Annotated in this window: 28 protein-coding genes and 2 pseudogenes; 16 read left to right on the top strand and 14 right to left on the bottom strand. The window is 58.4% G+C overall.

What is annotated here, in order from left to right:
• Window positions 1-300 (bottom strand): helix-turn-helix domain-containing protein (locus SYN60AY4M2_RS02560; protein ID WP_143597311.1); only part of this gene is annotated, 300 nt, incomplete at its 3' end.
• Between the two features lie 97 nt (window positions 301-397).
• Between SYN60AY4M2_RS02560 and SYN60AY4M2_RS02555 the strand changes: the two are divergent.
• Both SYN60AY4M2_RS02555 and SYN60AY4M2_RS02550 read left to right on the top strand, forming a co-directional pair.
• Window positions 398-664 (top strand): annotated as a pseudogene (locus SYN60AY4M2_RS02555) (DUF190 domain-containing protein); the annotation flags it as partial.
• 41 nt (window positions 665-705) lie between these two features.
• Window positions 706-1,896, top strand: coding sequence for an MFS transporter (locus SYN60AY4M2_RS02550; RefSeq protein ID WP_011429999.1), 1,191 nt, complete (start codon window positions 706-708; stop codon window positions 1,894-1,896).
• Here SYN60AY4M2_RS02550 and SYN60AY4M2_RS02545 read toward each other — a convergent pair.
• The 5 genes from SYN60AY4M2_RS02545 to SYN60AY4M2_RS02525 all read right to left on the bottom strand — a co-directional run bounded on the left by SYN60AY4M2_RS02545 (window position 1,847) and on the right by SYN60AY4M2_RS02525 (window position 4,919).
• Entirely contained in the window at window positions 1,847-2,917 is a 1,071-nt protein-coding gene (locus tag SYN60AY4M2_RS02545; RefSeq protein WP_099812212.1) for an EAL domain-containing protein, read from the bottom strand. The two genes, SYN60AY4M2_RS02550 and SYN60AY4M2_RS02545, sit on opposite strands and share 50 nt — an antisense overlap.
• 170 nt (window positions 2,918-3,087) lie before the next feature.
• Window positions 3,088-3,846: a hydroxyacylglutathione hydrolase gene (gloB, locus tag SYN60AY4M2_RS02540; RefSeq protein ID WP_011430001.1), complete on the bottom strand. Its 759-nt coding sequence runs from the start codon at window positions 3,844-3,846 to the stop codon at window positions 3,088-3,090.
• Between the two features lie 6 nt (window positions 3,847-3,852).
• Window positions 3,853-4,116, bottom strand: coding sequence for a DUF3143 domain-containing protein (locus SYN60AY4M2_RS02535; RefSeq protein ID WP_041438969.1), 264 nt, complete (start codon window positions 4,114-4,116; stop codon window positions 3,853-3,855).
• Window positions 4,117-4,243: 127 nt separating this feature from the next.
• Complete coding sequence (locus tag SYN60AY4M2_RS02530; protein ID WP_011430003.1) at window positions 4,244-4,642, bottom strand: J domain-containing protein; 399 nt, start codon at window positions 4,640-4,642, stop codon at window positions 4,244-4,246.
• 94 nt (window positions 4,643-4,736) lie between these two features.
• Complete coding sequence (locus SYN60AY4M2_RS02525; protein ID WP_011430004.1) at window positions 4,737-4,919, bottom strand: 50S ribosomal protein L32; 183 nt, start codon at window positions 4,917-4,919, stop codon at window positions 4,737-4,739.
• Window positions 4,920-5,248: 329 nt separating this feature from the next.
• Between SYN60AY4M2_RS02525 and SYN60AY4M2_RS14325 the strand changes: the two genes are divergently transcribed.
• From SYN60AY4M2_RS14325 to SYN60AY4M2_RS02485, 8 genes are all read left to right on the top strand, one after another.
• Window positions 5,249-5,479 (top strand): hypothetical protein, encoded by a 231-nt coding sequence (locus SYN60AY4M2_RS14325; protein WP_240527684.1) that lies wholly within the window; start codon window positions 5,249-5,251, stop codon window positions 5,477-5,479.
• 24 nt (window positions 5,480-5,503) lie between these two features.
• Window positions 5,504-6,088 carry a CsgG/HfaB family protein gene (locus SYN60AY4M2_RS14320; protein WP_240527683.1) on the top strand — a complete coding sequence of 195 codons (585 nt, stop codon included), beginning with the start codon at window positions 5,504-5,506 and terminating at the stop codon, window positions 6,086-6,088.
• The gene (locus tag SYN60AY4M2_RS14315) at window positions 6,085-6,306 is read left to right on the top strand and encodes a hypothetical protein (protein WP_240527682.1); all 222 of its coding nucleotides are present in this window, start codon (window positions 6,085-6,087) and stop codon (window positions 6,304-6,306) included. The genes SYN60AY4M2_RS14320 and SYN60AY4M2_RS14315 overlap by 4 nt, the downstream gene beginning before the upstream one ends.
• 244 nt (window positions 6,307-6,550) lie before the next feature.
• Window positions 6,551-7,210, top strand: coding sequence for an SDR family oxidoreductase (locus tag SYN60AY4M2_RS02515; RefSeq protein WP_099812211.1), 660 nt, complete (start codon window positions 6,551-6,553; stop codon window positions 7,208-7,210).
• 114 nt (window positions 7,211-7,324) lie between these two features.
• A complete protein-coding gene (locus SYN60AY4M2_RS02510; protein ID WP_099812210.1) occupies window positions 7,325-9,859 on the top strand; it encodes a dynamin-like GTPase family protein in 2,535 nt (844 codons plus the stop codon).
• 47 nt (window positions 9,860-9,906) lie between these two features.
• Window positions 9,907-10,317 carry a KGK domain-containing protein gene (locus SYN60AY4M2_RS02505; protein WP_099812209.1) on the top strand — a complete coding sequence of 137 codons (411 nt, stop codon included), beginning with the start codon at window positions 9,907-9,909 and terminating at the stop codon, window positions 10,315-10,317.
• A gap of 758 nt (window positions 10,318-11,075) precedes the next feature.
• Window positions 11,076-11,546, top strand: a complete 471-nt coding sequence (locus tag SYN60AY4M2_RS02490; protein ID WP_099812207.1) for a KGK domain-containing protein — start codon at window positions 11,076-11,078, stop codon at window positions 11,544-11,546.
• A 2-nt stretch (window positions 11,547-11,548) separates the two neighbouring features.
• A complete protein-coding gene (locus SYN60AY4M2_RS02485; protein ID WP_011430012.1) occupies window positions 11,549-11,803 on the top strand; it encodes an HNH endonuclease in 255 nt (84 codons plus the stop codon).
• Between the two features lie 64 nt (window positions 11,804-11,867).
• On the opposite strand, the gene SYN60AY4M2_RS02480 is transcribed toward SYN60AY4M2_RS02485, so the two are convergent.
• Window positions 11,868-12,860 (bottom strand): folate-binding protein YgfZ, encoded by a 993-nt coding sequence (locus SYN60AY4M2_RS02480; protein ID WP_099812206.1) that lies wholly within the window; start codon window positions 12,858-12,860, stop codon window positions 11,868-11,870.
• Between the two features lie 94 nt (window positions 12,861-12,954).
• Between SYN60AY4M2_RS02480 and SYN60AY4M2_RS02475 the strand changes: the two genes are divergently transcribed.
• Both SYN60AY4M2_RS02475 and SYN60AY4M2_RS02470 read left to right on the top strand, forming a co-directional pair.
• Window positions 12,955-14,499 (top strand): hypothetical protein, encoded by a 1,545-nt coding sequence (locus SYN60AY4M2_RS02475; RefSeq protein ID WP_099812205.1) that lies wholly within the window; start codon window positions 12,955-12,957, stop codon window positions 14,497-14,499.
• Between the two features lie 130 nt (window positions 14,500-14,629).
• Complete coding sequence (locus tag SYN60AY4M2_RS02470; protein WP_099812204.1) at window positions 14,630-14,824, top strand: hypothetical protein; 195 nt, start codon at window positions 14,630-14,632, stop codon at window positions 14,822-14,824.
• On the opposite strand, the gene SYN60AY4M2_RS02465 is transcribed toward SYN60AY4M2_RS02470, so the two are convergent.
• From SYN60AY4M2_RS02465 to glmU, 6 genes and pseudogenes are all read right to left on the bottom strand, one after another.
• Window positions 14,821-15,783 carry an AEC family transporter gene (locus SYN60AY4M2_RS02465; protein WP_099812203.1) on the bottom strand — a complete coding sequence of 321 codons (963 nt, stop codon included), beginning with the start codon at window positions 15,781-15,783 and terminating at the stop codon, window positions 14,821-14,823. The genes SYN60AY4M2_RS02470 and SYN60AY4M2_RS02465 overlap by 4 nt on opposite strands.
• A gap of 5 nt (window positions 15,784-15,788) precedes the next feature.
• Window positions 15,789-17,069, bottom strand: a complete 1,281-nt coding sequence (locus SYN60AY4M2_RS02460) for a 4-hydroxy-3-methylbut-2-enyl diphosphate reductase (protein WP_099813204.1) — start codon at window positions 17,067-17,069, stop codon at window positions 15,789-15,791.
• Window positions 17,070-17,216: 147 nt separating this feature from the next.
• Complete coding sequence (locus SYN60AY4M2_RS02455; protein WP_011430018.1) at window positions 17,217-17,492, bottom strand: lipopolysaccharide assembly protein LapA domain-containing protein; 276 nt, start codon at window positions 17,490-17,492, stop codon at window positions 17,217-17,219.
• A 22-nt stretch (window positions 17,493-17,514) separates the two neighbouring features.
• Complete coding sequence (locus tag SYN60AY4M2_RS02450) at window positions 17,515-17,991, bottom strand: pentapeptide repeat-containing protein (protein ID WP_011430019.1); 477 nt, start codon at window positions 17,989-17,991, stop codon at window positions 17,515-17,517.
• A 117-nt stretch (window positions 17,992-18,108) separates the two neighbouring features.
• Complete coding sequence (locus tag SYN60AY4M2_RS14310) at window positions 18,109-18,642, bottom strand: PPC domain-containing DNA-binding protein (RefSeq protein ID WP_346426061.1); 534 nt, start codon at window positions 18,640-18,642, stop codon at window positions 18,109-18,111.
• Window positions 18,625-19,974, bottom strand: a pseudogene (glmU, locus tag SYN60AY4M2_RS02445) (bifunctional UDP-N-acetylglucosamine diphosphorylase/glucosamine-1-phosphate N-acetyltransferase GlmU); the annotation flags it as partial. The pseudogene glmU and the gene SYN60AY4M2_RS14310, both read right to left, overlap by 18 nt.
• 118 nt (window positions 19,975-20,092) lie before the next feature.
• Here glmU and SYN60AY4M2_RS02440 point away from each other — a divergent pair.
• The 4 genes from SYN60AY4M2_RS02440 (at window position 20,093) to SYN60AY4M2_RS02425 (ending at window position 23,464) form a co-directional block, all read left to right on the top strand.
• Window positions 20,093-20,521: a hypothetical protein gene (locus SYN60AY4M2_RS02440; RefSeq protein ID WP_099812202.1), complete on the top strand. Its 429-nt coding sequence runs from the start codon at window positions 20,093-20,095 to the stop codon at window positions 20,519-20,521.
• A 314-nt stretch (window positions 20,522-20,835) separates the two neighbouring features.
• Window positions 20,836-21,291, top strand: a complete 456-nt coding sequence (locus tag SYN60AY4M2_RS02435) for a Rieske (2Fe-2S) protein (protein WP_011430022.1) — start codon at window positions 20,836-20,838, stop codon at window positions 21,289-21,291.
• Between the two features lie 60 nt (window positions 21,292-21,351).
• Window positions 21,352-22,473, top strand: a complete 1,122-nt coding sequence (locus SYN60AY4M2_RS02430) for a glycosyltransferase family 4 protein (protein WP_099812201.1) — start codon at window positions 21,352-21,354, stop codon at window positions 22,471-22,473.
• A gap of 97 nt (window positions 22,474-22,570) precedes the next feature.
• Window positions 22,571-23,464 (top strand): PRC-barrel domain-containing protein, encoded by an 894-nt coding sequence (locus tag SYN60AY4M2_RS02425; RefSeq protein ID WP_011430024.1) that lies wholly within the window; start codon window positions 22,571-22,573, stop codon window positions 23,462-23,464.
• A gap of 172 nt (window positions 23,465-23,636) precedes the next feature.
• Here SYN60AY4M2_RS02425 and SYN60AY4M2_RS02420 read toward each other — a convergent pair whose 3' ends face one another.
• The gene (locus tag SYN60AY4M2_RS02420) at window positions 23,637-24,617 is read right to left on the bottom strand and encodes an alpha/beta fold hydrolase (RefSeq protein ID WP_011430025.1); all 981 of its coding nucleotides are present in this window, start codon (window positions 24,615-24,617) and stop codon (window positions 23,637-23,639) included.

Below are 24,617 nucleotides of genomic sequence, written 5' to 3'. Positions count from 1 at the left end.
GACGATGCTTACATTGATTCCTAAGCGCTCGCGCAACAGTTCTTGATACTGCCACAGGTAGAAGTCTGGGTGTTCTGTAATAATTGCCATCACTTCCTGCCGATGTTGTTCCAAAATGCCCACTCGCTTGGTGCCTGCTTTCTTAGGGGCTAAATCTTGAGTTTGTTGGTACTGTCGCACCCAGCGGTGTACTGTTCTTTTGGTCACCATGAAGCGTTTAGCTACCTGGCGGATGGAGGTGTTACCTGCCTGATAGGCTGCTACAACTCTTTGCCGCAAATCCAAAGAATGAGTCGGCATTCCTTTCTCTCCTTCCTCTTGAATACCTGTACCCTATTTTAAATTAAAAGGCTGTATCTACATTGGCGAGTCGGATCACTGACAAAATAAGCTTCTCTACCTGGCTCTGCTGGAGCTGGCCCGTCGGCGGGGCATGGCGGGCGGTACCATGGTGAGAGCCATTGCCAGCTTTGGCCACAACAGTCACATTCGCAGCAGCAACCTTCTCGAGCTTTACACAGATCTGCCCATTTTGGTAACGTTTATCGACACGCCGGAGAAAATCAAGGCCTTTCTGCCGGATGTCAAAAACCTGGTGCGCGACGGTCTAGTTACTTGCCACAGCGTCCAAGTATTCCATCACGCTCCTCAGCCCCAGCCATAGTCCCGATCCCCAGTTGGATTGCCCGTCCTCAGGAGCTGGCTATGTCCGATTCTGCTTGGCGCTTTATCTTCCTCCTCGGGATCGTCAGCCTCTGCGCTGACGCCACCTACGAGGGGGCCCGCAGCATCTCCGGAGCTTTTTTGGGATCCCTGGGGGCCAGCGGCACGGTGGTGGGGCTGGTGGCCGGCGGGGGAGAATTGTTGGCCTATGGGCTGCGCCTGGGCGTGGGCTACTGGAGCGACCGGCTCAGTAGGGATCCCTCTCGGCCCAGTCGAGGGCACTGGCAGCTCACCACCCTGGGCTATGTTGTCAACACGGCGGCGATCCCCGCTTTGGCCTGGGTGGACAGTTGGCCTTGGGCCGCTTTGCTTTTGCTGGCCGAGCGCCTGGGCAAAGGGATCCGCACCCCGCCGCGGGATGTGTTGCTCTCCCATGCGGCTCTGCAGGTGGGCCAGGGCATTGGGTTTGGCCTGCACGAGACCTTGGATCAAATCGGGGCGGTGGGGGGGCCGCTGCTGGTGGCAGGGATGGTTGCCGCCGGCTACGGGTTCCGGGGTGGATTCTTGGCCTTGGGGATCCCGGCGGCCCTGGGGCTGGGGGTGCTGGGGCTGGCCCGATGGCTCTATCCCACCCCGCGCGACTTTGAGCCGGAGCCGGAAACCGCTCCAGCACAAGGCTTTTCCAGGGTCTTTTGGCTCTATCTCATAGCAGCGGCCTGTGTGGCCGTGGGGTTTGCCGACTTTCCCCTCATTGCTTTCCATCTGCAACGACAGTCGGGGAGCGAGGAGGCAGGGATCCCCTTGCTCTACGCCCTGGCCATGGGGGTGGATGCCTTGGCGGCCTTGGGCTGTGGCTGGCTGTTTGACCGCATCCGGCTGGGGAGCCTGCTGGGGGCGGTGGTCCTGTCTGCCGGTTTTGCGCCGCTGGCCTTTTCCGGCAGCTACGGGCTGGCGGTGGTGGGCATAGTGCTCTGGGGGATTGGCTTGGGGGCTCAGGAATCGGTCATGAAGGCGGCAGTAGCCGGCATGGTGGCTCCCCAGGCGAGGGGCTTTGCCTTTGGGCTGTTTACCAGCCTCTACGGCCTGGCCTGGTTTTTGGGCAGCGCCCTGATGGGGGTGCTCTACGATCTCTTCCTCCCAGCTTTGGTCATCTTCTCAGTAGCCGCTCAAGCCGTGGGGGCAGCTATCCTATGGATCCTAATCCTGGGGGAACAGGCTGGGGCCGGGCGATGAAAAAGCCCTGCACCAGGTCCACCCCGTGGTCGCGCACCCACTGCAGCTCCTCTGCCGTCTCGATCCCTTCGGCCAGGGTGACGATCCCCAGCTCTTGGGCCAGCTCCAGCACCTTTTGGGCAATCACCGCCTTGTAGGGATCCCCATCTACGCCGCGAATGAGCTCCCTATCCAGCTTGATGACATCTGGCTGCAACCGGTGCAACAGGTTTAGGGATCCGTAGCCGGCGCCCAGGTCATCCAGCGCCACCCGAAAGCCCGCCTGCCGGTAAAACCGCAAAATCCGCTGCAAATGATCCAAATCGGGGCTGCGGTCGGATTCATTGACCTCAAACACCACCCGTTCTGGCGGGATCCCGGCGCGGCTGATGGCCCAGACAGTAGAGCGCAGGCAAAAGGCTGGGTCGTAAATGGCCGTGGGGCTGAAGTTGATGAACAGATCCCCCTCGAGGCGGTGCTGGGTGGCGGCAGCAATGGCCGTGCGGCGGGCAGCCAAGTCCAGGTGATAGAGCAACCCGGCTTCGCGGGCCGTGGCAAAAAGCAAGTCCGGGCCAATGACCTTGCCCTCTCTGTCCAACCCCCGCACCAGCGCTTCGTGGCCCACCACCCAAGCGGGATCCCGCGCCCGGACAATGGGCTGGAAATAGGTGGTGAGGCGGTTTTCCTTCAACAATTCCAACAACAGCTCGGCTTGGGTGCGGTGGAACAACTGCAGCAACGACTCCACCCGGGCGCAATCTTGCCAGCAGGGATCCCTATCCCCAGGCAAAAACAAGGCGCGGCTGGCCTGCATCTCTTCTTGGGAGAGAACCTCGGCCATTGTCTCCAGGGTCTTCTTGAGGGCCCCCTGGGCAATGGCAACAACTAGGCCAAGGTCTTCCAAAAGTTGAACGGGAACCTCTGTCTTGGCCTCCAGGGCCTGCCAGATTTTCCGGTGGGTATGAGGAGTGGGCAGCCAGAGAAACAAACGCCCTGCCTCCTGCAAAAAGGTGGGCAGAGCTGGGCAGTCAAGACAAGACATGGGGGCTTAGGGAGTAGCCATGCAGGCCCACCGAGGTTACCTATCTTACTTAGCAGTATGTCCCGCCTTCCCGAAAAAAGAAGCCAATCTTACGGAAAGCAAACTGGGAATCCCCAGCGTCAGGACAGGATCCCAATCACAACTCGGCCCCGTTCGCGTTCCGGCCAGCCTTAGAATTGATCCTTCATACCCCGCAGCCGGGCAAAAACCCGCACCGGATCTTGAGCGCCCGTAGCCGCCCGCAAAGCCGGCTGATCCCAGCGCAAAAAAGGATTGGTGCGGCGCTCTTCGCCGATGGTGCTGGGGACAGTTGGGGATCCCGCCTGGCGCAGGGCCACCACCTGTTGGTAGCGCGCCTGCAAGTCGGGGTTGTCCCCATCCACCGTCAGGGCAAACTTGAGATTGTTCAAGGTGTATTCGTGGGCACACCAGACCCGCGTGGCTTCCGGCAACTGCCGCAGTTGATCCAGGGATCCCAGCATCTGCTCCGGGGTGCCCTCAAAGAGGCGCCCGCATCCCCCGGCAAACAGGGTATCGCCGCAGAAGAGATCCCCGCTTTCGGGAAAGTAGTAGGCAACATGTCCCCGCGTATGGCCGGGCACAAACAGCACCTTCGCCTGCCGGCCCGCAAATGCCACCGTCTCTCCCGCCTGCAGCTCCACCGTCTGGCCCGGGATCCGTCCCCGATCCGCCTGGCTGCCGTAGACGACGGCACGGGGGTAGCGGGCCAAAAGTTGCAGGTTGCCCCCCACATGGTCGTGGTGGTGGTGGGTGTTGAAGATGGCCACCAGCTCCGCCCCTAGCTCAGCCAGTTTATCCAGCACCGGCTCGGCCACTGTCGGATCCACCACCGCTGCCGTGGCCGTCTCGGGATCGTGCAGCAGATAGATGTAGTTGTCGCGCAGGGCAGGCAGTTGCAGAATGCGCATAGCCGGCTAGTCCTCAAAAATGGCCTGCTCTACATCCTGGCGGCTTAGCGAATAGGGAAAAGACAGAGTTTTGGTGTTGCCATCAGGATAGGTATAGCGCACCCAAATGCTGGTCTCCTCCAGGCGCAGGCAGGCTTTCCAGCCGGGCCGCTCGCAAAACCACTGCTCCACATCCTGCGGGTCACGGGTGCAGCCCTGATCCTCCAGCCAGCGTTCGATGGCGTGGAGCGGGTGATTGTAGAGAGGCGTAGTTGCAGGAGGCAAAGGCATGGCGAGATGGCGCGCAGAGAAGCCGTCGAACAAAACAAAAGTTAACAACCTATTCCATTCAAGCACCTTATCAATGGGAAGCCCTGAGCGCTTTGTCTTAACCTCATCCACAAGCAACCGGAGTTGGTCAGCCCACCCCACCCTCCCGTAGCCAGGCCAAAGCAACCGCCAACACCAAACACGCCACGAAGGTGGAGCCCATCAGCAGCAGGGCGCAGAGCTCGCCCGCCGAGAGAGGCCGGGTTTCCATGCGCAGCTCCAGAGAATCAGCACCGGGGGATCCCATGTTGGCCGTCACCGCCCGCAGGCTGGCATCGTAGATGGCCCGTTTTGCCGGGTTGCTGAGGACAAGGTAGGCTTCCTGGAGTTCTTGGAAGCAACGAATCGCCACCTCTGGCGCCAGAGGAGAAGTGTCGGGATGGTAGCGTTTGCTCAACTGCCGGTAGGCCCGCCGAATGTCCTCAGGAGAGGCCCCTGGAGACAAGCCCAGCCGCTGGTAGTAGGTAAGAGAGGTCAACGAGCGCATGCAAGTCGCTGAACAGCCAAGACTGGGAGGTAGCAGAACAGCTCTCAAGAGAGCCTGACCCCAATGTAAACCACTCTTCCGGCTATGGGGATCCCTATTCTTCTCCCTCCTCTTCTTCCGACTTGGCTTTGGGGTAGTAGAAGCCGGTGTTGCGACCGCTGAGGATGGCGCGCCCAATGGTCATCGCCCGCTGGGCCTGAAGCTTGGCTTTGCCCAGCCAAACCGCATACCGCCTGCGACTGCGGGCTTTGGAGGTTTTCTTCTTAGGAACAGGCATAGCTTGTACAAAAACACAGCTTTACTAGGCTAACACTGAGTTTGCACGCTCGATCCCAATCTAAACCCGGCCCAATAAAGCGGGTCAAGCTTTTTCCGGCAACTCACAAAGGGCGAGCATCTCTGCTCAGTCTTAACTGTTGAGATCTGTCAACTCCTCTGTGCCAACCTTCTCAATCCCTTCTCCCAATGGCCTTGGAATCGGTAGAGTATAGGACATCTTCTGGGAACAGGCGCCCAGGTGATGCCGGTCACCGCCCCGCTTTTGGGTGCAAGCTGAGAATGGACTGTGGCCACCTCTTCGATTTCGATCTAGGAGATCGCTCAACCATGCGCAGCCTCTCTTCCATTCTGCTGTTCGGGATCCCGCTGCTGAGCTTGGGTTGGATGGGGATCCCGGTGGCTGCCCAATCCACCAATCCGGAGCTGTGCCAGAAGTTTCCCCAAGACCTTCGCTGCAATCTCTCTGCCCCCAGCCAGGTAGGACAAGCGCCTCAACCCACCACTCGCCCGCGCGTTGCGGTTTTGGATTTTGATTTCAGCAGCCTCAGCAATTCCTAAAGCCTGCGCGAGGCATCCCGGGGGGTGAGCGATCTGCTGGTGGATCGGCTGGTGAGAGATGGCACCTTTTCGGTTATCGAGCCCTCGCGGCTGGACGCGATCTTGGCCGAGCAGAACTTGGGGCTATCGGGGCGCTTAGATGCCAACACCGCCGCTCAGGTGGGCCGGATCCTCGGGGTCGATGCTGTGATCCTCGGCAGTGTTACCCAGTTCGATGTGTCGGTGCGCCGTTCTGGGGGTGAGGCGCGGGTCTTGACCCCCTTCGGCAGCTTCCCGCTGGCGGTGGGGGCCGAGGTGGTGGATGCTGATGCCAACGTGCAGCTCAATGCCCGCCTGGTGAGCACCAGCACGGCGGAGATCTTGGCCGTGGTCGAGGGCCGGGGCAACGTCAGCCAGTCGGATAGCACCGTCACGGTTGCCGACTTTGGCGGGGGATCGGCCACCAGCAACGAAGAAAAGCTGCTGGTTTTGGCCAGCCAACAGGCGGTGGAGCAAATTGCCCAGCAGTTGGCCGGTTTTGCCAGTCGCTTAGCGGCCCAGCCCCGCTCTTTGCCGACCGTCGATGCCTTGGTGGCGGATGTCTATGGTAACCAGGTGATCTTGACTTGAACAAGGGCAGCAGCGACGGCTACCGCGTGGGATTGATCCTGTCTGTGGAGCGCGTCGTTCGCGAGGTTAAAGATCCAGCCACGGGGGCAGTCCTGCGCAAATTGACTGAGCCCGCTGGCCAGATCCAACTGACAGAGGTGGATCAGGGATCCAGTGTGGGCCGCATTCTCAGCAGCTCTGGCTTTAAGGTGGGGGATGTGGCCAAACCTATTCAATAAAGCTTCAAGACTTTCAAGATCCCTTCCCTTTGAACCGCAGGTCTACCCGGCGGTGGAGCGGAGGATGTTTTGGAGCTGGCCGGCTGCCGGGATCGAAGCTGGCGCCCGCGGTTGCCGCGACTACCCCTGTCGCATGGACAGGATCCCTGCCTGGGCGGATTTTGGGAAGATAATGGTCTTAGCAAGGCCAGCATGGAACCTGGAACCGCCACCGTCACATTAAGCAGTTTGGCAGGGGGAGAAGATGAAGGCTTTTGTTGCAGGGGCTACAGGAGAAACAGGGCGGCGCATTGTCCAAGAGTTGGTGGGCCGCGGCATCCCGGTACGAGCGCTGGTGCGCAGCCGCGAGTTGGCCGCTCGGGTTCTGCCCCCCGAAGCAGAAGTGGTGGTGGGAGATGTGCTGGATCCGGCCACGCTGGAAGCCGGCATGGAAGGATGCACGGTGGTGCTCTGCGCTACTGGCGCTAGGCCCAGTTGGGATCCCTTTCTGCCCTACCGAGTGGACTACCAAGGCACCAAGAACTTAGTGGATGTAGCCAAGGCCAAAGGGATCCAACACTTTGTTTTGATTTCTTCTCTGTGCGTGTCTCAGTTGTTCCATCCTCTCAACTTGTTTTGGCTGATCTTGGTGTGGAAAAAGCAAGCCGAAGAATACTTGCAAAAAAGCGGCCTCACCTACACCATCATTCGGCCAGGGGGCCTGAAAAACCAGGACAACGAAGATGGCATTGTCCTCTCCAAGGCCGATACCCTCTTTGAGGGCAGCGTCCCTCGCATCAAAGTTGCCCAGGTAGCTGTCGAAAGCTTGTTTCAACCGGCAGCGAAAAACCGCATCTTCGAGATCATCGCCAAGCCCGGCGTTCCCAACCGCGAGTGGAGCGACCTCTTTGCCCTGGCAAGCTAGGTTCTGTGCTGTTAGCCATCAAAGGGTGCCTTATCTGAAGAAAAGTAGCATGAGAACCTTCCCCTTAGGGCTGAGGGCGTTATAATCTCCCCAGCCCTAGCGGAGATCCCTGAGATGGCTGTGCAACTCTTGCCTCAGTGCGAAAACTTACGGGAGCACGTTGAAACGATTCTAAACCTCTGGCAGCAGGATCCCACCCTTTCAGGAAAGCAAGATACAACCCGAATTCAAGCTTCGCTGAGCAAGGCTATTTCCCCAACCTTTGAGATTGTCTTCGCCGGTGCTTTTAGCGCCGGCAAGTCGATGTTGATCAACGCTTTGCTAGAAAGGGAGCTTCTCTACAGCGCCGAAGGACACGCCACAGGGACAGAGTGCTACATTGGCTACGCAGAGCCAAATGCTGAGAGAGTGGTGCTCACTTTTCTCAGCGAGCAGGAAGTGCAAGAACAGATGACCGCCTTCTGCGCTTTCCTAAACTTGGCTCCGTCACTCAGCAGGCTGGAAGACACTGCACTGAATCCCCTGAAGGAGCGTGCTGAGGCTATTATTCAACAGGAGGGAGGTAAAAGCAAGTCAGAGCGGGCAAAGCAGGCGGATGCCCTCCGCTTGTTGATTACAGGTTTCCAGCAGAACCGGGACAAAATTCACCCTACCGAGAACAAAGTCTTCTCGATGGAGCAGCTCAACTTCGGCAACCTAAGAGAAGCTGCGGGTTTTGCCCGGCGCGGCGCCAATAGCGCAGTTTTGCGAAAGGTGGAATACTATTGCCACCACCCCTTGCTGGAAGATGGAAACGTTATTGTCGATACTCCTGGGATCGATGCTCCAGTCAAAGCGGATGCAGAGCGTACTTATCGAAAAATTGCCGATCCGGATACGTCCGCAGTTGTTTGCGTTCTCAAGTGTGCTGCAACGGGTGAGCTGACCAAGGAAGAGACAGAGCTTATTGAGCATATTCAAAGTAATGATAGCATCAGGGATCGGGTCTTCTATGTATTTAACCGGATTGACGAGACTTGGTACAACGCACAACTAAAGCAGAGACTAGAAAACATTATCGACCAGCAGTTTCGTCAACTCCGCGTATTTAAGACAAGCGGCCTTCTCGGCTTCTATGGTTCCCAGATCAAGGCAACTACCCCCGAGGATCGATTTGGACTGGATACGATTTTTTCAGAAAGCATCAAAGAATTGGGTGGTGAGGAAGAAACGCCCCAGTTTGTCAGCGAGTTTAATAAGTACTGCACGTCGGGTAGGCTAGTTGGATCCCCGTTCCGCCCTTCTGTACATGGGTACGACACACCCATAAATAACTACGTTCGGATTCTGAGGGAGTGGGGAAAACCTTTGATTGAGTATATGATTAAAGATAGCGGTATTGAAGACTTTCGGGCTGGGATCACTCGTTATTTAACGGAAGAAAAGCGGCCACAGCTATTTTCCGCGCTGGCCGATGATTTGCAACCTCTCTGCATCGAGATGAGGAAGTCCTATCTAGATCTCTACCGAGACATTGATAGCCAGCCCAAAGAGATTGACAGCATGATTTCCTATGAGCTGACGCTGATCAATCAGCAGCTAGCCAGTATTGGCCGAGAGTTTGACGAGCATATCCAGACAGTAGTCAATAAAGTTATTAACGGAGAAAACAAAGAATTTGAGAACGATTTCCGTAAATTGCAGGCTAGGATGGTACGGAGGCTAGATGAGCTTTTGGATACTTTTTCGTTGGACAATGTTTACAGTCAAGCCGTTCGCATTCGTCCCCGCAACTCCACAGCTCCATTCTTAGCTGTATTGGTCGAAGCCTTTTATTATTTGTCCAACCATCTAGAGGACATCCTGGTAGAATCAGCCAGCACGCTTGTAGAGAACTTCTTTCGTCGCCTTGTTGATGAAGTTCGCAGCTCGAGCTACTACAGGCAGTTGTTTCGCCTACTGGGATCCGATGGGGACTTGGAGAAAAAGCTTCTTTTGGTTAAGGAGGTAACTTTGAGTTCTCTTGTCAATGGTGCCCGAAAAGAGTGCGACCGCTACCTCAGAGAAAGTCCCCGCTTCTACGACGAAGGAACATTCTCGATCTACCAGTTTCGAGAAGTCCTAAAGCAAACCAGCCAATCTTATGACATCTCTGCTATTCGCGACGCAGAGCCTGGAATCCGACAATTACTTAAGCTTGACTTCGAGCCGAAAATTAACCAGACAGTGCGTTCTAGCTTCCGACAAGAGACCAACAACACTCTAAAAACTCAACTATTGCCGGTTGCCAAGCAAGTAGCCGATGAGATTTTGCAAAAGTACCCAGAAGCAAAGCAGTTCATGGAAGCAACTCTCAGAAAAGAGGCTGAAGAGAAAATTGCGCTTAACCAACAGCGGCTAAAAGAACTGGAGGCAAGCATAGACAAGTATAACCAAGCTGTTTCTGGGATCAACCTCTGCTTGCAAGCTTTGGGCCTCAATCGTGAGATGCTGCCCTTGATTACTCGTCCTGAACCTTCCTCTGTTGGTGAGTCAGTTCAAATTTTGGCAAGTCTTCCTGAACAGCAAGTAGGTGACAGCAATGCAAGCGAAGCAGTCGCTCTTGGTCGTTCTACACCCATAGACGAGAGTTTTTCAGAGTTGGATAGCATCCTCGATGATTTGAGATAGAGCGGCTTGTCTTTGTTTTTGGCCTTTCACTTGATCCAGATAAAGTCATGGGATCCAAATCGATACCTCTACAGCAGCACCCAGAAGGGATCCTCTCTGTAAGGGAGAAAACTTTCAAGGTTGCCAACTTGGTCAAAGCAGCCCAAGAGGACTTGACCAAGAAAGAAGAGCTGCATCGCTTGTTCATTGCGGCCTTGAGATCCTCAGGGATCCTGCCGCCGGAAGACTTGCTCAACATTGCCAGTAGCCTTCTTGCTCCCAAGCCAGAAGAAAAATTGTTGCAAGAAGCGAAGTGGTTTGGGCAGGGACTTGCTTGTCAACTCTTGGTGCCGGGCAAGAAAGATTGGGAAAAAGGCAGGGTCAGATTGCGGATCATTGTAGAGTTTGAGCCAGAGGATACAGTCTCAGAGGGCGGCAGTGGATCCCCTCTGGATGACCTTCGCGAAAGTGAGAGCTAGCCTAAGCCAGAGAGACATAGAGGGGGTTGGGCAAGTGTCAAGTAATGATCAATCTCAGGAGTGCTTTGTTGAGCTAGATATTTTCCAAAATACTGTCATTGATATAGGAGGACGCCTAATCTACTCGCAAGAGTTTGCTCAGGTGTACTCAGAGATTGTTTATGAGAGTATCAGATCCTACTTATCCAGCAAACTTAGCGAAAAGGGAGTCTCGATTCTATGGAGCAACTTGAACGGAATAACTAACGTGAAAGGAATTCCTGCTAAACTCTTACGTCCTGGCTCACCGTGGATTGCTGGTAGAGTTAGGATGAGACTAGTGGTTGAGTTTGAGCCAGAAGAAACGGGATCAGGGAGCAGTAGATCGCCTTTGGATGACATTCGGGGAGATGTCAGTCAGTAAAGTCTGTGAGCAATAGGAGACAATGCTGTGGCCGATCCGATAGTTTTTAGGTCAGATGATAGGGAAACTGTCGTTGAAATTGGTGATCAAGTCTACCTTCCAAGTAGCTTGCATAGTGCAATTATTAATTACCTTCTTTCAGATACTTTCCGGACAAACGGTTACCTTCAATCAAGAAAGGTTTATGCGGACATTAGAATGCTCGTGGATGGAATAGAATCTAGAGTCTTACAGCCCAGAAAGTCGTGGATCTCTGGCAAGATATCAGTCAAAGTTTATCTCGAGTTTGTTCCTGATGACCCATATAGAGATTCTGGAGATAGCGCTCCCAGAAAACTAGAGGATTCTATACTGGATGATTTACGGGCTGTTCAAGTTGTCTCTATGTCTTGAGGTCGATAAGATGACAAAAACATCCATTAATCTTAGCCAACTGCGAGACGGAGTTATCACTTTTATCAACGAGAACAATAAGCAGGAAGTCTACATGATTTCCAAGCTTTGCGATTCTATCAATTCTTATTTCCTGAGGTTTGACCAAATGGGAAGAGAACTAGACAGTTACTTGAGTTCGTTTGAGATACAGATACAAACAGGTATTCCCTATGAAGATCAGGTTCATTTTTTCCATAAAGGAGTTCCATGCTCGATTCTTTCTCCTAAAACTAACGGTTGGCAGACCGGTAGAGTAAAAGTAAGAGTAGAAGTTACGATTGACTTTTATCCTGACAATCCTGAATTTCTGATAAAAGAACCCGACCAAGAGATATTAGAACCTCTAGATGAAAAGTCTCCACTGGACGATCTTCGCAGTATGGATGAATAACGATGAAAGAAAGAAAATCCGGCGAAAGGATTCTAATTCCAGCAGCCGTGCGGGAGTATGTTTTCCAAAGAGACGGCTTCCGTTGTCGCGGTTGCGGAAAGTCGCCCCCAGAGGTTCAGCTTCAGATCGATCACATCATCCCCATTGCCCAAGGGGGCAGCAACGACATCAGCAATCTGCAAACGTTGTGCAAAACCTGTAACCGACGCAAAAAGGATCGACGGGATCCCCGCTTTCGCCGTCACTTTGACTGGTAAGTTCTTAATCCTTTGCCCATTTTCTCTCTACAAAGCAGGAGAGCTTTCTGCCGCAAAAATAATGCTAGACAATAGGCGGGAAGCTGGAAAACGGCATTCGGGTCAGGACTCCCGGCGCTGAGCCGACTTCAACTTCCAGCCCCTCGGCAGGATTGAATTTAGTGCGCACGTATCCCAATCCCAGGTACCCTTGCGAAGTCAAGCCCGCGCTGGTCAGTAAACCAATCTTTTCCCCCTGCCGCAAAATCTCTGTGCCGGGCTGAGCCTCTCCTTGAAGGCGGATCCCCCACAAAGTTTGCCGAATGCGCCGGTAGGTTACCTGCTTGGCCAAGACTTCCTGGCCAACGTAGCAACCTTTGTCAAGGGAAACAGCTCGCCACAGGCCGGCTTCTAGGGGGTTGTAGTCTGAGGTCAGCTCTCGGTCGGCGGCGGGGCGACCCGCTTCTAGGCGGAGGACTTCCCACAGCTCAGGTGGGGCCAGCTTGGCTCCGGCTTGGAGCAAGCATTCTTCAAGAGCGACTTTCTGGTCAATGGTGCCCCAGAGGGTAAACCCCGGCTGGGCAAGACCCGTGCCACAAGCCAGATGGACAGGGATCCCCTGGATCTCCACGGCGCAGTGCTCATTGAGCCTGGTCGGAATCTCTTCTGAGCTCACCACTTGCTCCAGGAGAGCCTGACTCTGGGGGCCGAGCAACCCAAAACCAAAGGTCTGGTCCGTCTCATCTTTCAACTGTGCTCCCCGCACCAAAGGCAGCATGCGCCCCAAACTCTGCATCAGCAGGCTGCGCCGCTGGGGTGAAGTCCAGATCCAGCAGTCTTCTTCTCCCACGTACACCGTTGCCAAATCCAGGATGCCGGCGGTGGGGGTCACGAAAACCGTGTCGGCCCCCTGCCCTGGCTGGAGGGCCTTCAGATTTTGGGTGCTTTGGTTGTGCAGATAGTCCAAGCCTGGGGATCCCTTCATGCGCAAACGGCCCCACCCGGAGCGGTCTAGAAGCAGGGATCCCGTCTGTGCAACGGGTTGGCCCTCTGTGGAAACAGCAGCTAGAAGAGACATCGCTCACCCCAGAGATGGGCTTTGGTTTTCTTCTCTACCCTAGAATAGGCTAGTTCACCCTACCGTCTGTGGCAGACCCCCGGCGTACTGAACTGTGATTGAGGTTGAAGTCCACCAACAGTTGCGGCAGCTTTTGCGGCAGTCTCCCGAAGCCCTGTGGCCCCACCAGTTGACGATGGCTCGCATGGTGGCGCGGGGGTTGCGGCTGGGTCGCAGCACCTTGATCCAGGTGCCCGCTGGGGGTCAGCACCGCCTCAGTTACCTGCTGCCGGCCCTGATGTGGCCCAACCCCACCTTGCTCTGTGCCACAGCTCCTGTGCAGGCGCAAATTTTGGGGGAAGAGATCCCCTGGCTACAGCACACCCTGCAGTTGCATAAGCCCGTCCTGCAAAAAGACCGTTGGCCGGATCCCGATTTCCAGGGGTTGCTGTTGGTGGATCCCCTGGATTGGCTGCAAGCTCGCTTGAGAAAGGGATCCTCGCAAGTGCCGACAGGGATCCCTCTGATCCTGGATGGAGCCGAAGACCTGGAAGATTGGGCCTACCAGGCGCTAACGGTGACCCTGGAAGCCAGCCATTGGCAACAGCTCCGGCAAATCTTCCCTGCCGAGGCGGAGCAGCTCTCCCAGGTTCAGGTCAATTTGTCCCTTCAGCTTTTGCGGCGGCCTCTTTCCCGCTGTCTGCTTCATGCGGATGAACAGGTTCACCTGGATGCTGTGCTGTCTTTGGTGACAGGCTACCCCGGCTGGCTGCCGGATCCTTGGGATCAGCTCCGCCAGCGGCTCTGCGCCGAGGGGGATCCCGCTTCCCGCTGGGTTTGGTGGGCGGAAACTGACCGCGAGACCGGTCGCCTCACCCTTTACCACAGCCCGGCGGCTCTACACGAGTGGCTGGCGCCCATCTGGGCCACTCAGCCGGTAGTGATCATCGGCGAGGCCCTGGACCTGGATCGGCAGGCGGAGGCCTATCGTTGGCGCCTGGGCTTGCCAGATCTGACGCCCTTGCGCTTCAGCTCAGGCGAGGATTGGATCCGTTCCGGCGGGGAGCCCTTGCCGAGCCTTTCCCTCTACTTGCCGCGGCTGCCCTTGCCCAACAGCCCCCTCTTCCGGGAGCACCTGTTGCAGGAGCTAAGGAGCCTGATCCCGCAGGTGCAGGGCTTTGTGGTGGTGCTGGTGTCGGATCAACCTCTGCAGGTACAGGTGGGGGCTGCTTTGGCTGCTGAATTTGGCTCGCGGGTGCGGGTAAACAGCCTATTTCCCGGAGAAAAGGGCATTTTGGTCTGCGACTGGCCCTACTGGCTGCAGCACAAGGCCAGCCTGCCCTGTCCGGAACTGCTGGCCATTGCCACCTTGCCCTTTCCCTCGATGGAGGATCCAAGGGTGGCCGGACGGGTGCAGTATCTGCAGCGCACCCAACAGGACTGGTTCCGCCAATACCTCTTGCCAGTGGCGGCCAGCCAATTGCAGCGGGCTGTTGCACCTCTGCGACAAGGCGCAGAAGCAGGTGAAGCCTCCGGCTTGCCCACCCGCTGGGTGGCGATTTTGGATAGCCGCATCGTTGCCCGCAGCTATGGCGTTGCCCTCCTCAATGCCTTGGGGCCAGCCCTGCGCATCCAGCAGCGCAGCCAATTGTTCGTTTAGGGATCCCCTTGCCCCCAGCCCCTCTCCCTCAGGGAGAGAGATAGGCAGATTTGTATCCTAGAGAGCTAAAGCCAACAGGGATCCGGGCTATCCTGAGTTCAGTCTGCTCTCAGCTTCCTCTTCAGAAACCATGACCAGTCCTGCTCTCAGCCCCGATACAGAACGGCGCGCCCAAGCGGTTTGGAAGCCGTTGCGCCAGGCCATCGTGGAAAGCTCGGGCTTCCGCGGATGGCTCCAAGGACGGGAACTGCCCAGCCAGGAGGCTGACCTGGATCGTCTGGTACATCGCTACCTGGAGCAAACCCTCTCTCACCTGGCCTACTAGGTTCCCCACAGCAGCAACCAGAAAGGTAGGGTCAGCAGGGCCGCCACGTAGCCTAGGGCCAAGGCTGTTGCTGTTAGCTCCCGATCCAAGTCGTATTCCTCCGCCAGCACCAGGGTGGCAATAGCAGGAGGCATGCCGGTCTGCAAGACCAGCACCAGCTTGGCCAAGGGGGGATAGGGGGTCAAGGCTAACCCCAGGCCCACCAAAAGGGGCAGGACAACAATTTTGATGAAGAGGGCCGCGGCGGCGGGGCGAAAGGATCCCCAGTGCGGCACTTGGGCCAGCCGTATGCCCAAGAGGAGCAAACTCAAGGGAATCGTGCTCCAGGCAAAGGCAGTTAGCCCTTGATCAAGCCATTCTGGGAGAGGGGAGCGAGCGGTGGCCAGGCCGACAAAGAAAGCCCAGAGAGTGGGGCTGCTCAGGACTCGGAGCATAGCCTGCCGGGGAGGGATGAAGGAAGCGCTGTAGCGGCTGCCCACCCAGACTCCCAGACCGTAGGCGGTCAAGAGGGTGCCCAACAGGTCGTAAAACAAAGCCCAGCCAAAGTAGGCGCTCCCGCCCACCGCCAGACAGATGGGGTAGCCCAAATAACCCGTATTTCCCAGGGTGGCTGTCAGGTAAAAGCTGCCTCGCCGGGCTCTGCTCCAAAGCCAGGGATCCCACTCTTTCTTCCCCTGCCAGGTGTGGTGCTGCCACTGCAGCCAGGCACTGGCCAGGGCATACCCTAGCCCTGTGGCCAGCCAGCAGACCAAAGGGGCCGCCCAGAGCTGGCCAGAGAGGTCCGCCGTCTGCATAAACCCAAGGGTGCCCAGGGGAACCCCCACCCAAAACATGAAGCGGCCCAGCGCTTGGGGATTTAGCCAATGGCGCCAGGGGGGAGGTAGCCCTCTCTGCAGGACAAACCCCAGCAGCGTCCAGCCCAGCAGGGGGAGGTAGACCTGAAAAAGAGTGGTGAGCACGCCTTCTAGAAGCCAAGGGGAAGGGATCCCTGCGGAGGGGTCTGCGGCTGTTCGCGCAGGGCAAAGATGCGCAGGATCACCTCCTCCACGACGCGGTCGGGGGTGGAGGCACCGGAGGTAATACCAATCTGTACTGGCCCGTCGGGCAGCCACCCTTCTGTAACGATTGGGTCTTGGCGGAGGGGCTTGTGGCGGATGCGGTTGGGCGGTTGGATGCAGTCGGGGCCGTCAATATGGTAAGAGGGCAGCCCTTTCGAGAGGGCAATTTCCTGCAGGTGGGTCGTGTTGGAGGAATTGAACCCGCCAATAACCACCACGACATCCAAAGGCCGCTCCAGCAGCTCAAACATGGCGTCCTGCCGTTCTTGGGTGGCGTTGCAGATGGTGTTGAAGCTCATGAAGTGCTTGTCCAGCTCCTGGGGGCCATACTTGCGCAGCATCGTGATCTCAAACAGCTTGGCTATGGCACGGGTTTCCTCCTCGAGCATCGTCGTCTGGTTGGCGATGCCAATCCGCTCCAGATCCCGATCCGGATCAAAGTTGGGGGAGGTAGCCTTGCCGAAGCGGCGCCGAAATTCTGCCGCATCTCCGCCGTGCAAAATGTAGCGGGCGACCCATTCCGCCTCTTCCAGGTTCAGCACCACCAGATATTTTTGGGCAAAGGAGCTGGTGGCCACGGTTTCTTCGTGGTTGTACTTGCCGTGGATCACAGAGGTGAATTGAGCGGCGCGGTGCTTGTCCACCTGGTTCCAGACACGGGATACCCAGGGGCAGGTGGTATCGACGATCTCGTTGCCCTGCGACCGGAAAAACTCCATTTCTGAGACACTTGCCCCGAAGGCAGGCCAGATCACCACGTCCTCAGGCCGGATCTGGGAAAAGTCTTTCTTGCCGTCCGGGCCTTTCTCCACAAAGCGGATCCCCATCTCCTGCAGGTGGCGGTTGACCAGGGGGTTGTGGATGATCTCGTTGGTGATCCAGATCTGGCGATCCGGAAAGCGGCGCCGCGCTTCGTAGGCATATTCCACCGCCCGTTCCACCCCCCAGCAGAAGCCAAAGGCCTTGGCCAGATGGATGGTGATATCCCCCTGCCGATAGCAGTAGGACTGGGCGCGGATCTGCTCCACCAGGGGGCTTTTGTAGGTGGTTTGCAGCTCCCGTTGGGCCTGATCCTTGTGCTCTTCAAACCCTTTGGCAAAGTAGTTGCTGGAGCTGCGCAGGGCCTTGCGCAGGGCGCGCGGATCCTGGGGGGAGCTAGCCGGGGAAGAGGGTTGGGAATGAGGCATGGTTGTCACTCGGGCTGTGCACCGCTAACAGCAAAGGGATCCTCTCTCAGCTTACGCCCTGTCTTGAGTGCGTGGGTCACTCCGGCGGCAGGACAGCCCACAAAAATCTGAAGGGATCCCAGACTCGATCGGCAAGAGCCAGGGCGGCTAAGGCAGCGGCTGATCTTGCCTTTCCAGTTGCTGCAGCCGTTCCTGGAGCTGACGGGCAGTCAGGGAGAAGCTGCGCCCCGGCCAAAGCAAAGAGCCCAGCCCCGCCGTCAACAGGCCCAGGCCGATGGCCACGGCGATGAGCAATCCCAAGGGCAGCTCCACCGAGCGCCAAATTAAAAAATGGACGGTCAGGGGGGTGGGGTTTTGTCCGGCCAGGACTGCCACTCCCAAAGCCAGCAGCAGTGTCAAGGCCAGGTTGAACAGCAGCAGCATGAGGGATCCCGTCGCAACAGTTCTATTCTGCCTTGCTGGCCGACGGAGCAGCCCAGGGCTGCACTGTGCCATCGGGCAGGATGGCGCCGCTCAGGTCAGCGCCCGTCAGCACTGCTCCGCCTATTTTTGCCCCGCTCAGGTCGGATCCCTGCAGTTGGGCGCGGGTTAGCTTGGCTTCCCAAAGGTAGGCCCCGTGCAAGTTGGCTTCCCGCAAATCGGCAAAGCTGAGATCGGCGCCGATCAAGTTGGCTTCCCAAAGGTTGGCCCCGCGCAGGTTGGCCCCCATCAGGTTGGCGGAGCTGAGATCGGCCCCCCGCAGATCGGCCTCCTGCAAGTTAATTCCACTCAGCTTGCCAAAGGAAAGGTTGGCCCCTCTCAGATTCGCCCCCTGCAGGGTGGCGCGCACCAGATCCACGCCCACCAGGTTGGATTCTTGAAAGTTGCGCTCGCCGGCGGCATATTCTGCCAGCAGCTCCTCTGCAGTGGTCACTCGGGGCATGGCCGGGTACCCCCAATTGCCGAGTTTATTTCAGCAACCCTTGATTGCCAAACGAGGTGCTAATGACTCAATGCTAAATGTTGGCCATTATACCGTCCATCTACAGCCGCTTGCGGCTCACGGCGGGCAAGAAGGGATCCCCACCCCTGTCCCATCTGCCCTCTGGGGAGAGGGCGGGGTTGCTTCTGCCACCTTTTCAATGTGCAGCTCCAAGTAGCCGGTGGCCGGATCCGGCTGGCGGGAGAAGCGGTACTCCAGGCTGTCGGCGAGGACGATCTCGGCGGTGGTGTAGATGAGGCAGCCGGGGCGCAGGTGCCCTCCCCAAGTTCGGCCCTGGGCATCGGCAACGGCGAGGTGAAGATGGACTCCGTCCGGGCACAGGGATCCGCTCAAAGCCAGGATCTCCAGGCGTTCCGACAATAGGTAATCCTCGGTTTGATCGGCCAGGCGCAGGGTGGCTTGGCTGAGGCTGCCGACGGCGCTGAGGACAAACCCCGCCTGCAGGGGTTGCTGGCGGGCAAAGCGCTCCAATTCCTGCTTTAGGTCTTGGCCGGGCAGCAGGCGCAAGGGGTAGACGCGCAGGGATCCCGTGGGTAGAGGCTGGGGGCGGCCAGCAGCAGCGCTCCCCGGTCGCCAGCCCGGCTTGACCACCGGGTAGGCGCGGGCGATCACCAGGCAGTCGTCCGGCACGGGATAGCGGGCGGGAATGGTGGAGCCGGCGGCAATGGTGACATCGGATCCCACCTTGAGGGGGGCCACCAGCACCGAGTTGGCGCCTGTCTTGCTGCGATCCCCAATTTCGGTCAAGTGCTTCTGCTGGCCGTCGTAGTTGGCGATGATCGTGCCGGCGCCAATGTTGACCTGGGATCCCAGCTTGGCGTCGCCCAGGTAGGCCAGGTGGGCGGCGTTGGTATGGGATCCGATCTGGGCGTTTTTGATTTCCACAAAGTTGCCGATGCGGCAGCCGTCGCCGATCTGGCTGTGAGGGCGCACGTGGGCGTAGGGGCCTACCCAGACGCGATCCCCGATCTGGCTGTGGCTGACCACCGAGTAGAGGATGTGGCAATCGGAGCCGATGGTGCTGGACTCGATCCAACTGCCCGGCCCTAGACGAGTGCGTGGCCCAATGCGACAGACGCCCCGCAGGTGGGTTTGGGGTTCGATCACCACATCGGGGGCCAATTCCACCGTCTCTTCCAGGCTGACGCTGTCGGGATCCACAAAGGTGACCCCGGCTTCCATCCAGGCTTCCTTGAGGCGATCCTGCAGAATCTGGTAGGCTTGGGCCAGTTGGCGGCGGTCGTTAATGCCGACGATTTCCCGCGCATCCTCGGCGTCCAGGGCGATGGCGGTGTCCAGAAGTTTAACGGCCTCGGTGAGGTAGTACTCCTGCTGGGCGTTGTTCCGGCCCAGACGGGGCAGCACCCTTGCTAGGGCCGGCCAGTGGAAACAGTACACCCCGCTGTTGACGCGGCGATTTTGCCGTTGGGCCGGGGTGCAGTCGCGCTCTTCCACCAGCTCCAAGATTCGCTGCTGGGCGTCGCAAAACACCCGCCCATAGCCATAGGGATCCGCCACCTGAGCCGAGAGCAACGTCACATCCGGCTGGACTTGGCGGTGGCGTTCTAGCAGGGCCTGCAGGGTTTCCACCCGCAACAGAGGCACATCCCCGTTGACCACCAGCAGATCCCCCTGAAAGTCGCCTAGAACAGGCAAAAGCTGCTGCACCGCATGTCCGGTGCCCAATTGCTGCGCCTGCTCCACAAATTCGACCGGGTACTCCTGCAGGGCTCGGCGCACTTGCTCCTGCCCGTACCCCACAATCACCAGACAGCGCTGGGGTTTCAACGTCAGCACCGTGCGCAGCAGCCGCTCGATCAAAGACAGGGATCCCAGCTTGTGCAGCACCTTGGGCAACTGCGACCGCATGCGGGTGCCCTTGCCCGCCGCCAGGATCGCCACCGCCAGATCTCGTTCTGCCATGTTCCCCCCAGACTCTGCCCCCATAAAGTATATGCGGCAGGATCCTGCTCAAACTGTAGCTTGACAGAGCCGCGTGCCACTTGAGCTAGCCTAGTGGCACGTGTAGGTGGGGCAGACGATGGCGGAGAGCAAAAGCTCTGATACCCCCCTTCAGAAACGTCAGCGCCTGGTGCGCGAGGTGGCCGGTTGGCTGGCGGTGCTGGGGGTGCTGATCCCAGGGCTGCAGCGTTTTTACATGGGCCACAGGCGCTGGGGCTGGGGCTACTTGGTGCTGGGGCTGATGGTGTTCGTTCCTTCCATCCCGTTGCAGCTCCTCGGCTACGGGGTACGCGCCCTTTGTTTGCTGGAAGGGCTGTGGTTTCTCACCATGACCAATGAGGACTTCGATTTTCGCTTCAATCGAGATCTCATCGAGCTGGACTGGACCAGTGCGAAAAGTCGGGAAGTCCGGGATCCCGAGCAGCAGTTGGAGATCCAGTTGAAGCAGGGCTTGATTACCCGCGCCGAATACGAGGAGCGCCGCCGCTACCTTCGCGAGATCTCGTGAGTGGGACTGCGATTGCTCCAAGATATTTCCGACCTATCCCCCCTCCACAGCAAGCCCGTTGACACCCTCCCCACTCTCAGACCAAGAAACCGACTGGCGATGCTTAGAAGGGGTGGGCGGTTCTTCCCCATAATCTAGGGACAGGCCCGACCGACCTTCGCCAGAATCCCATAAAAGTGCGGTTTCGCGCTGGCTGAAGCTGTCCTAGTGTAACAAAATATTAAGAGGAGCCGCCGGGCTAGCGTCCCGTTTGGGAGGCCACGCTTGGATTGGTTCCTAACCGACACCTTGCATCCATCTCAGGACACATGGCCATGTACAACAATCGTCGCGGTTTTCTTCGTTGGCTGGCGCTTGGTTTTGGCTCGCTGGTGGGCCTGTTGCCTGCCTTGGCTCAGCGCCGTTTTAACCGTGCCATTGCCCAGGGTGCTGCTTCGGGCCCCAAAGCGGCTGAGCCGGAGTTCGTTAAAGTGGCAACGCTAGAAGATCTTAAAGAAGGCCCCTTCAAGGTAGAAGACGCCTTTGGGAAAAACACCGCCACCCTTTGGCTAGTCGGGGATCCCCAAAAGGAAGACTCGCTGCTGGCTCTGGATGCAGCCTGTCCCCATGCCGGCTGCGACGTGGACTGGCGGGGGGAGAACTTCGTCTGCCCCTGCCATGGCTCAGTTTTTGCCGCCGATGGCAGCCGTACCCGTGGCCCGGCCAATGCCGACCTGACCGCCTACAAAGTTAAAGTGGAGAAAGGGGAAATCTTCGTGGCCAGAACCTGACCTTGTCCCCCCAGGGTCAACCAGACTAGCCAGCAAGCGGTCGAGCCTGCTAGGGCGCCCATGCCTCGTACCTACCGCTTCTTGTTTGTCTCCACCCCCGTTGGGCCCCTGGGATCGGGAGCTGGCGGCGGGGTGGAGCTCAACTTTGTCAACTTGGCGCGGAGCCTGCTTGAGAGGGGAGCCCAAGTGCGCGTGCTGGCCCCTGAGGGATCCCACAGTGCTGACTTGCCGGAGGGAGTTATCGAGACCGTCCCAGGCCTCCCCCCGCCCTATGCCCAGAGCCAGCGCCGCGACCAGCCGGTCTGTTTTTCCACCCCTTCTCTGGTGGCCAACCTGTGGCAGCGAGCTGCCCAACTGCAGGAGCAGTTTGAGCTTATCGTGAACTGGAGCTACGACTGGCTCTCGTTCTACCTGACCGATTTTTTCCGCACGCCGGTGGCCCATATCCTCAGCATGGGCTCCCTTAGCGATGCCGTTGACCAGGCCTTGGAGCGCATCGCGCGCACCTATCCTGGCCGGCTGGCGGTACACTCGCGAGCCCAAGCCCAGACCTTTGCCTTTGCCCGGGCCCAGATGGCGGCTGGTCGGGATCCCTTTGTCTATTTGCCCTGCGGCGTCGACCTCAGCCGCTACGAGTTTGTGCCAGAGGGGAACGGATCCCTGTGCTGGGTTGGCCGCATTGCCCCCGAAAAGGGCCTGGAAGACTGCGCCGCCCTGGCCGAGAAGACGGGGAGGCCGGTGCTGATCCTGGGCCACCTGCAAGACCCGGCCTACTGGCAGCAGATTCGAGAACAGTACCCGCGGGCTCAATTGGATTACCGGGGGTTTTTGCCCACCTCTCAGATGCAGCGGCTCTTGGGCCACTGCTCGGCCTTGATCATGACCCCTAAGTGGGTGGAAGCCTTCGGCCTGGTGGCGGTGGAAGCCTTGGCCTGCGGTGTGCCGGTGATCACCTACCGCCGCGGCGGGCCGGCGGAAATTGTCCGCGATGGCGAGACCGGCTGGGTGGTGGAGCCAGACGACGTGGCAGCTCTGGCAACAGCGGTGGAACGCCTGGATCAGATCGCTAGAAGCCGCTGCCGACAGCACGCAGAAGAGCACTATTCCCTGCAGGCCATGACAGAGCGGTTTCTGGCCTGGAGCGAGCAAATTGTCCAGGATCCGATCCCGGCAGCCCGCTAGGGAGAAGACAGGCAATGGTACTATTTGATTTTGATGCCTGGGGCCGGATGACCAGCCCACTGACGCGGACACTTCGACTCACGACGGGGAAACCACCATGACGACTGGGAAAGAATCTGTTGCGCTGGTGCGATCAGAGGTTCGTCGGCGGTCACAGGTTCTGGGAACGCAGGTGATCAGCCAAGCCAATGCCGCCCGGCTTGGAGTAGTTAGCGAAGTTTGGGCAGATCTGGAAGCTAGGCAAGTCCTGGTGCTAGGAGTGCTGGAAAAGGCCTTTGCCGGATCGCCGCGTTTTCTGGAGCTGCGGCAGGTCACGGCCCTAGGACAAGACGCCATCCTCGTCCCCAGCGATGAAGTCTTCGAGGACTTGGAGTTGGAGGGTCTCAGCCGGGTAGTCGGCAGCGAGGTGATTACCGAAGAAGGGATCCGCCTTGGAAAAGTCAAAGATTTCGAATTCAACTCCGTCTCCGGCCTAATCACCGGTTTGATCCTCTCCAACCTCGGCCTGACCTTTTTGCCCGGCTTTATCCTCAGCACCTACCTGCTCTCTGCTGATGAAATCGTCTCCATCGGCGGCGATCGCCTCATCGTGGCCGATGGCGCCGAAACCCGCCTAGCCCAACTGACCAAAGGGATCTTGGAAACCCTCGGCCTGGGCAAGCCCTCCTGGCTGGTCGACACTGGCTCCGCCCCCGCCCTGCCCAGGGCCGTTGATGAACCTGCCGTCGAGGAAAACTACGAGGAAGTATACGACGAAGAATACGAGGGCGAAGAAGAGGAATATCCCGAAGCAGAGCCTGAACCCCAGGCCGAGGCGGCGCCTCCTCGTCGGCCCGAGCCTGCTCCTGCTGCCGAGCAGCCAGAATGGGAGCAAGAGTACGTCAAAGCAGAAGCCCCCCCTTCCGAGCCAGCTCCTGACTCTGCCCCGGCCGCTCCCAGCTCCCCTTTGGATAGGGACCCCTGGGAGGAGAATACCGGGGAGCCAACCTGAGCTCTGAGCCCGGCTTCGCTCCTCTCTCCCAAAGTGACGGCCTAGGGGTGACCCCATGTCAGCCGGAGCGCCTGAGCCTGAGAACTCTTCCTGGATTGGAAAAAACCAGACTGACCGGACAGTCGCCGCAAAAAGTCGGCAAAGGCGTGAGTTTTCCCTGCTCGGGGATCCCCTAGGTTGGCAGGGCAGGATCGGCCTCGGCCAAAAAGCGCAAAGCCACCGATAAAAAAGCTTGCGGCGCTTCGATGTGGGGAAAAGCAGCCCCTGGCAGTCGATAGATCGGCACCTCTGGGCGCAAGGCACGATACCGCTCCGCCTGTTCTGATCCAGTAAGGCGGTTGTTTTCTCCCCAGACCAGAGCCATCGGCTTGTCCACCACGCGAAAGTCCTCCTGAATGGGCAAGTTAAGCTTGCCGGTCAAAAAAGAACGGGGGGCAAATTGGGCCCCCGCCTGGTGGGCCGCCTGATAGTAGTAGTCCACCACCGCCTCATCCAGAGCGTACCCAGGGGAGAACAGGCTCTGCTCCGTAAATAGACGTACACTCCAGGGGGTGGTGATGACGTTGTAAAAGGCCAGCCCCAAAACCGGCAAGCTGAGAAGACCATACACCGCCTCAGCCAAAGGGATCCCTAGCGCCTCGGGGACAAGGCTGTTGTCTCCTAGAGGGGCGATGAGCAGCAGCTTCTGCCAGTGCTGAGGCTGCAGCCGGGCCGAGCGCAGCACAAACCCTGCCGAGAGAGAATTGGCAATGGCGTGGCAGGGGCGCCCGATCACCTGGCCGACAAAATCCCCGATCATCCGGACATATAGGTGGCCGGTGTACTCCAGATCGGGGCGCTCCGAGTTGCCCCAACCCAACAAATCCAAAGCGTAAACCTGATAGTGCTGGCCCAACTCCGCCATCACGGCGCGAAACTCGTAGCTGGAAGAGCCGGCCCCGATGCCGTGCAGCAGCAACAAGGGCTGGCCGGATCCCGCAACCTTGTAAAACAGACGGTGGCCGCGCCAAAAATAGTGCCTCTCCTCCCCCGGCAAGAGGCTGGGCAGAGGCTGGGTTCGAGAAGCGATCCAGGCGTTGAGCACGGCCAGGGCACTTACCCCGCCGGCCGCAACCCAGAGGCCGGTTTTGAGAACTTGGCTCAGCTCCTTCAT

This window comes from Synechococcus sp. 60AY4M2 (assembly GCF_002760375.1).
GTDB lineage: Bacteria > Cyanobacteriota > Cyanobacteriia > Thermostichales > Thermostichaceae > Thermostichus.
The sequence above is the reverse complement of the archived record's forward strand: the minus strand, read 5'-3'. Positions and strand labels throughout refer to the sequence as shown.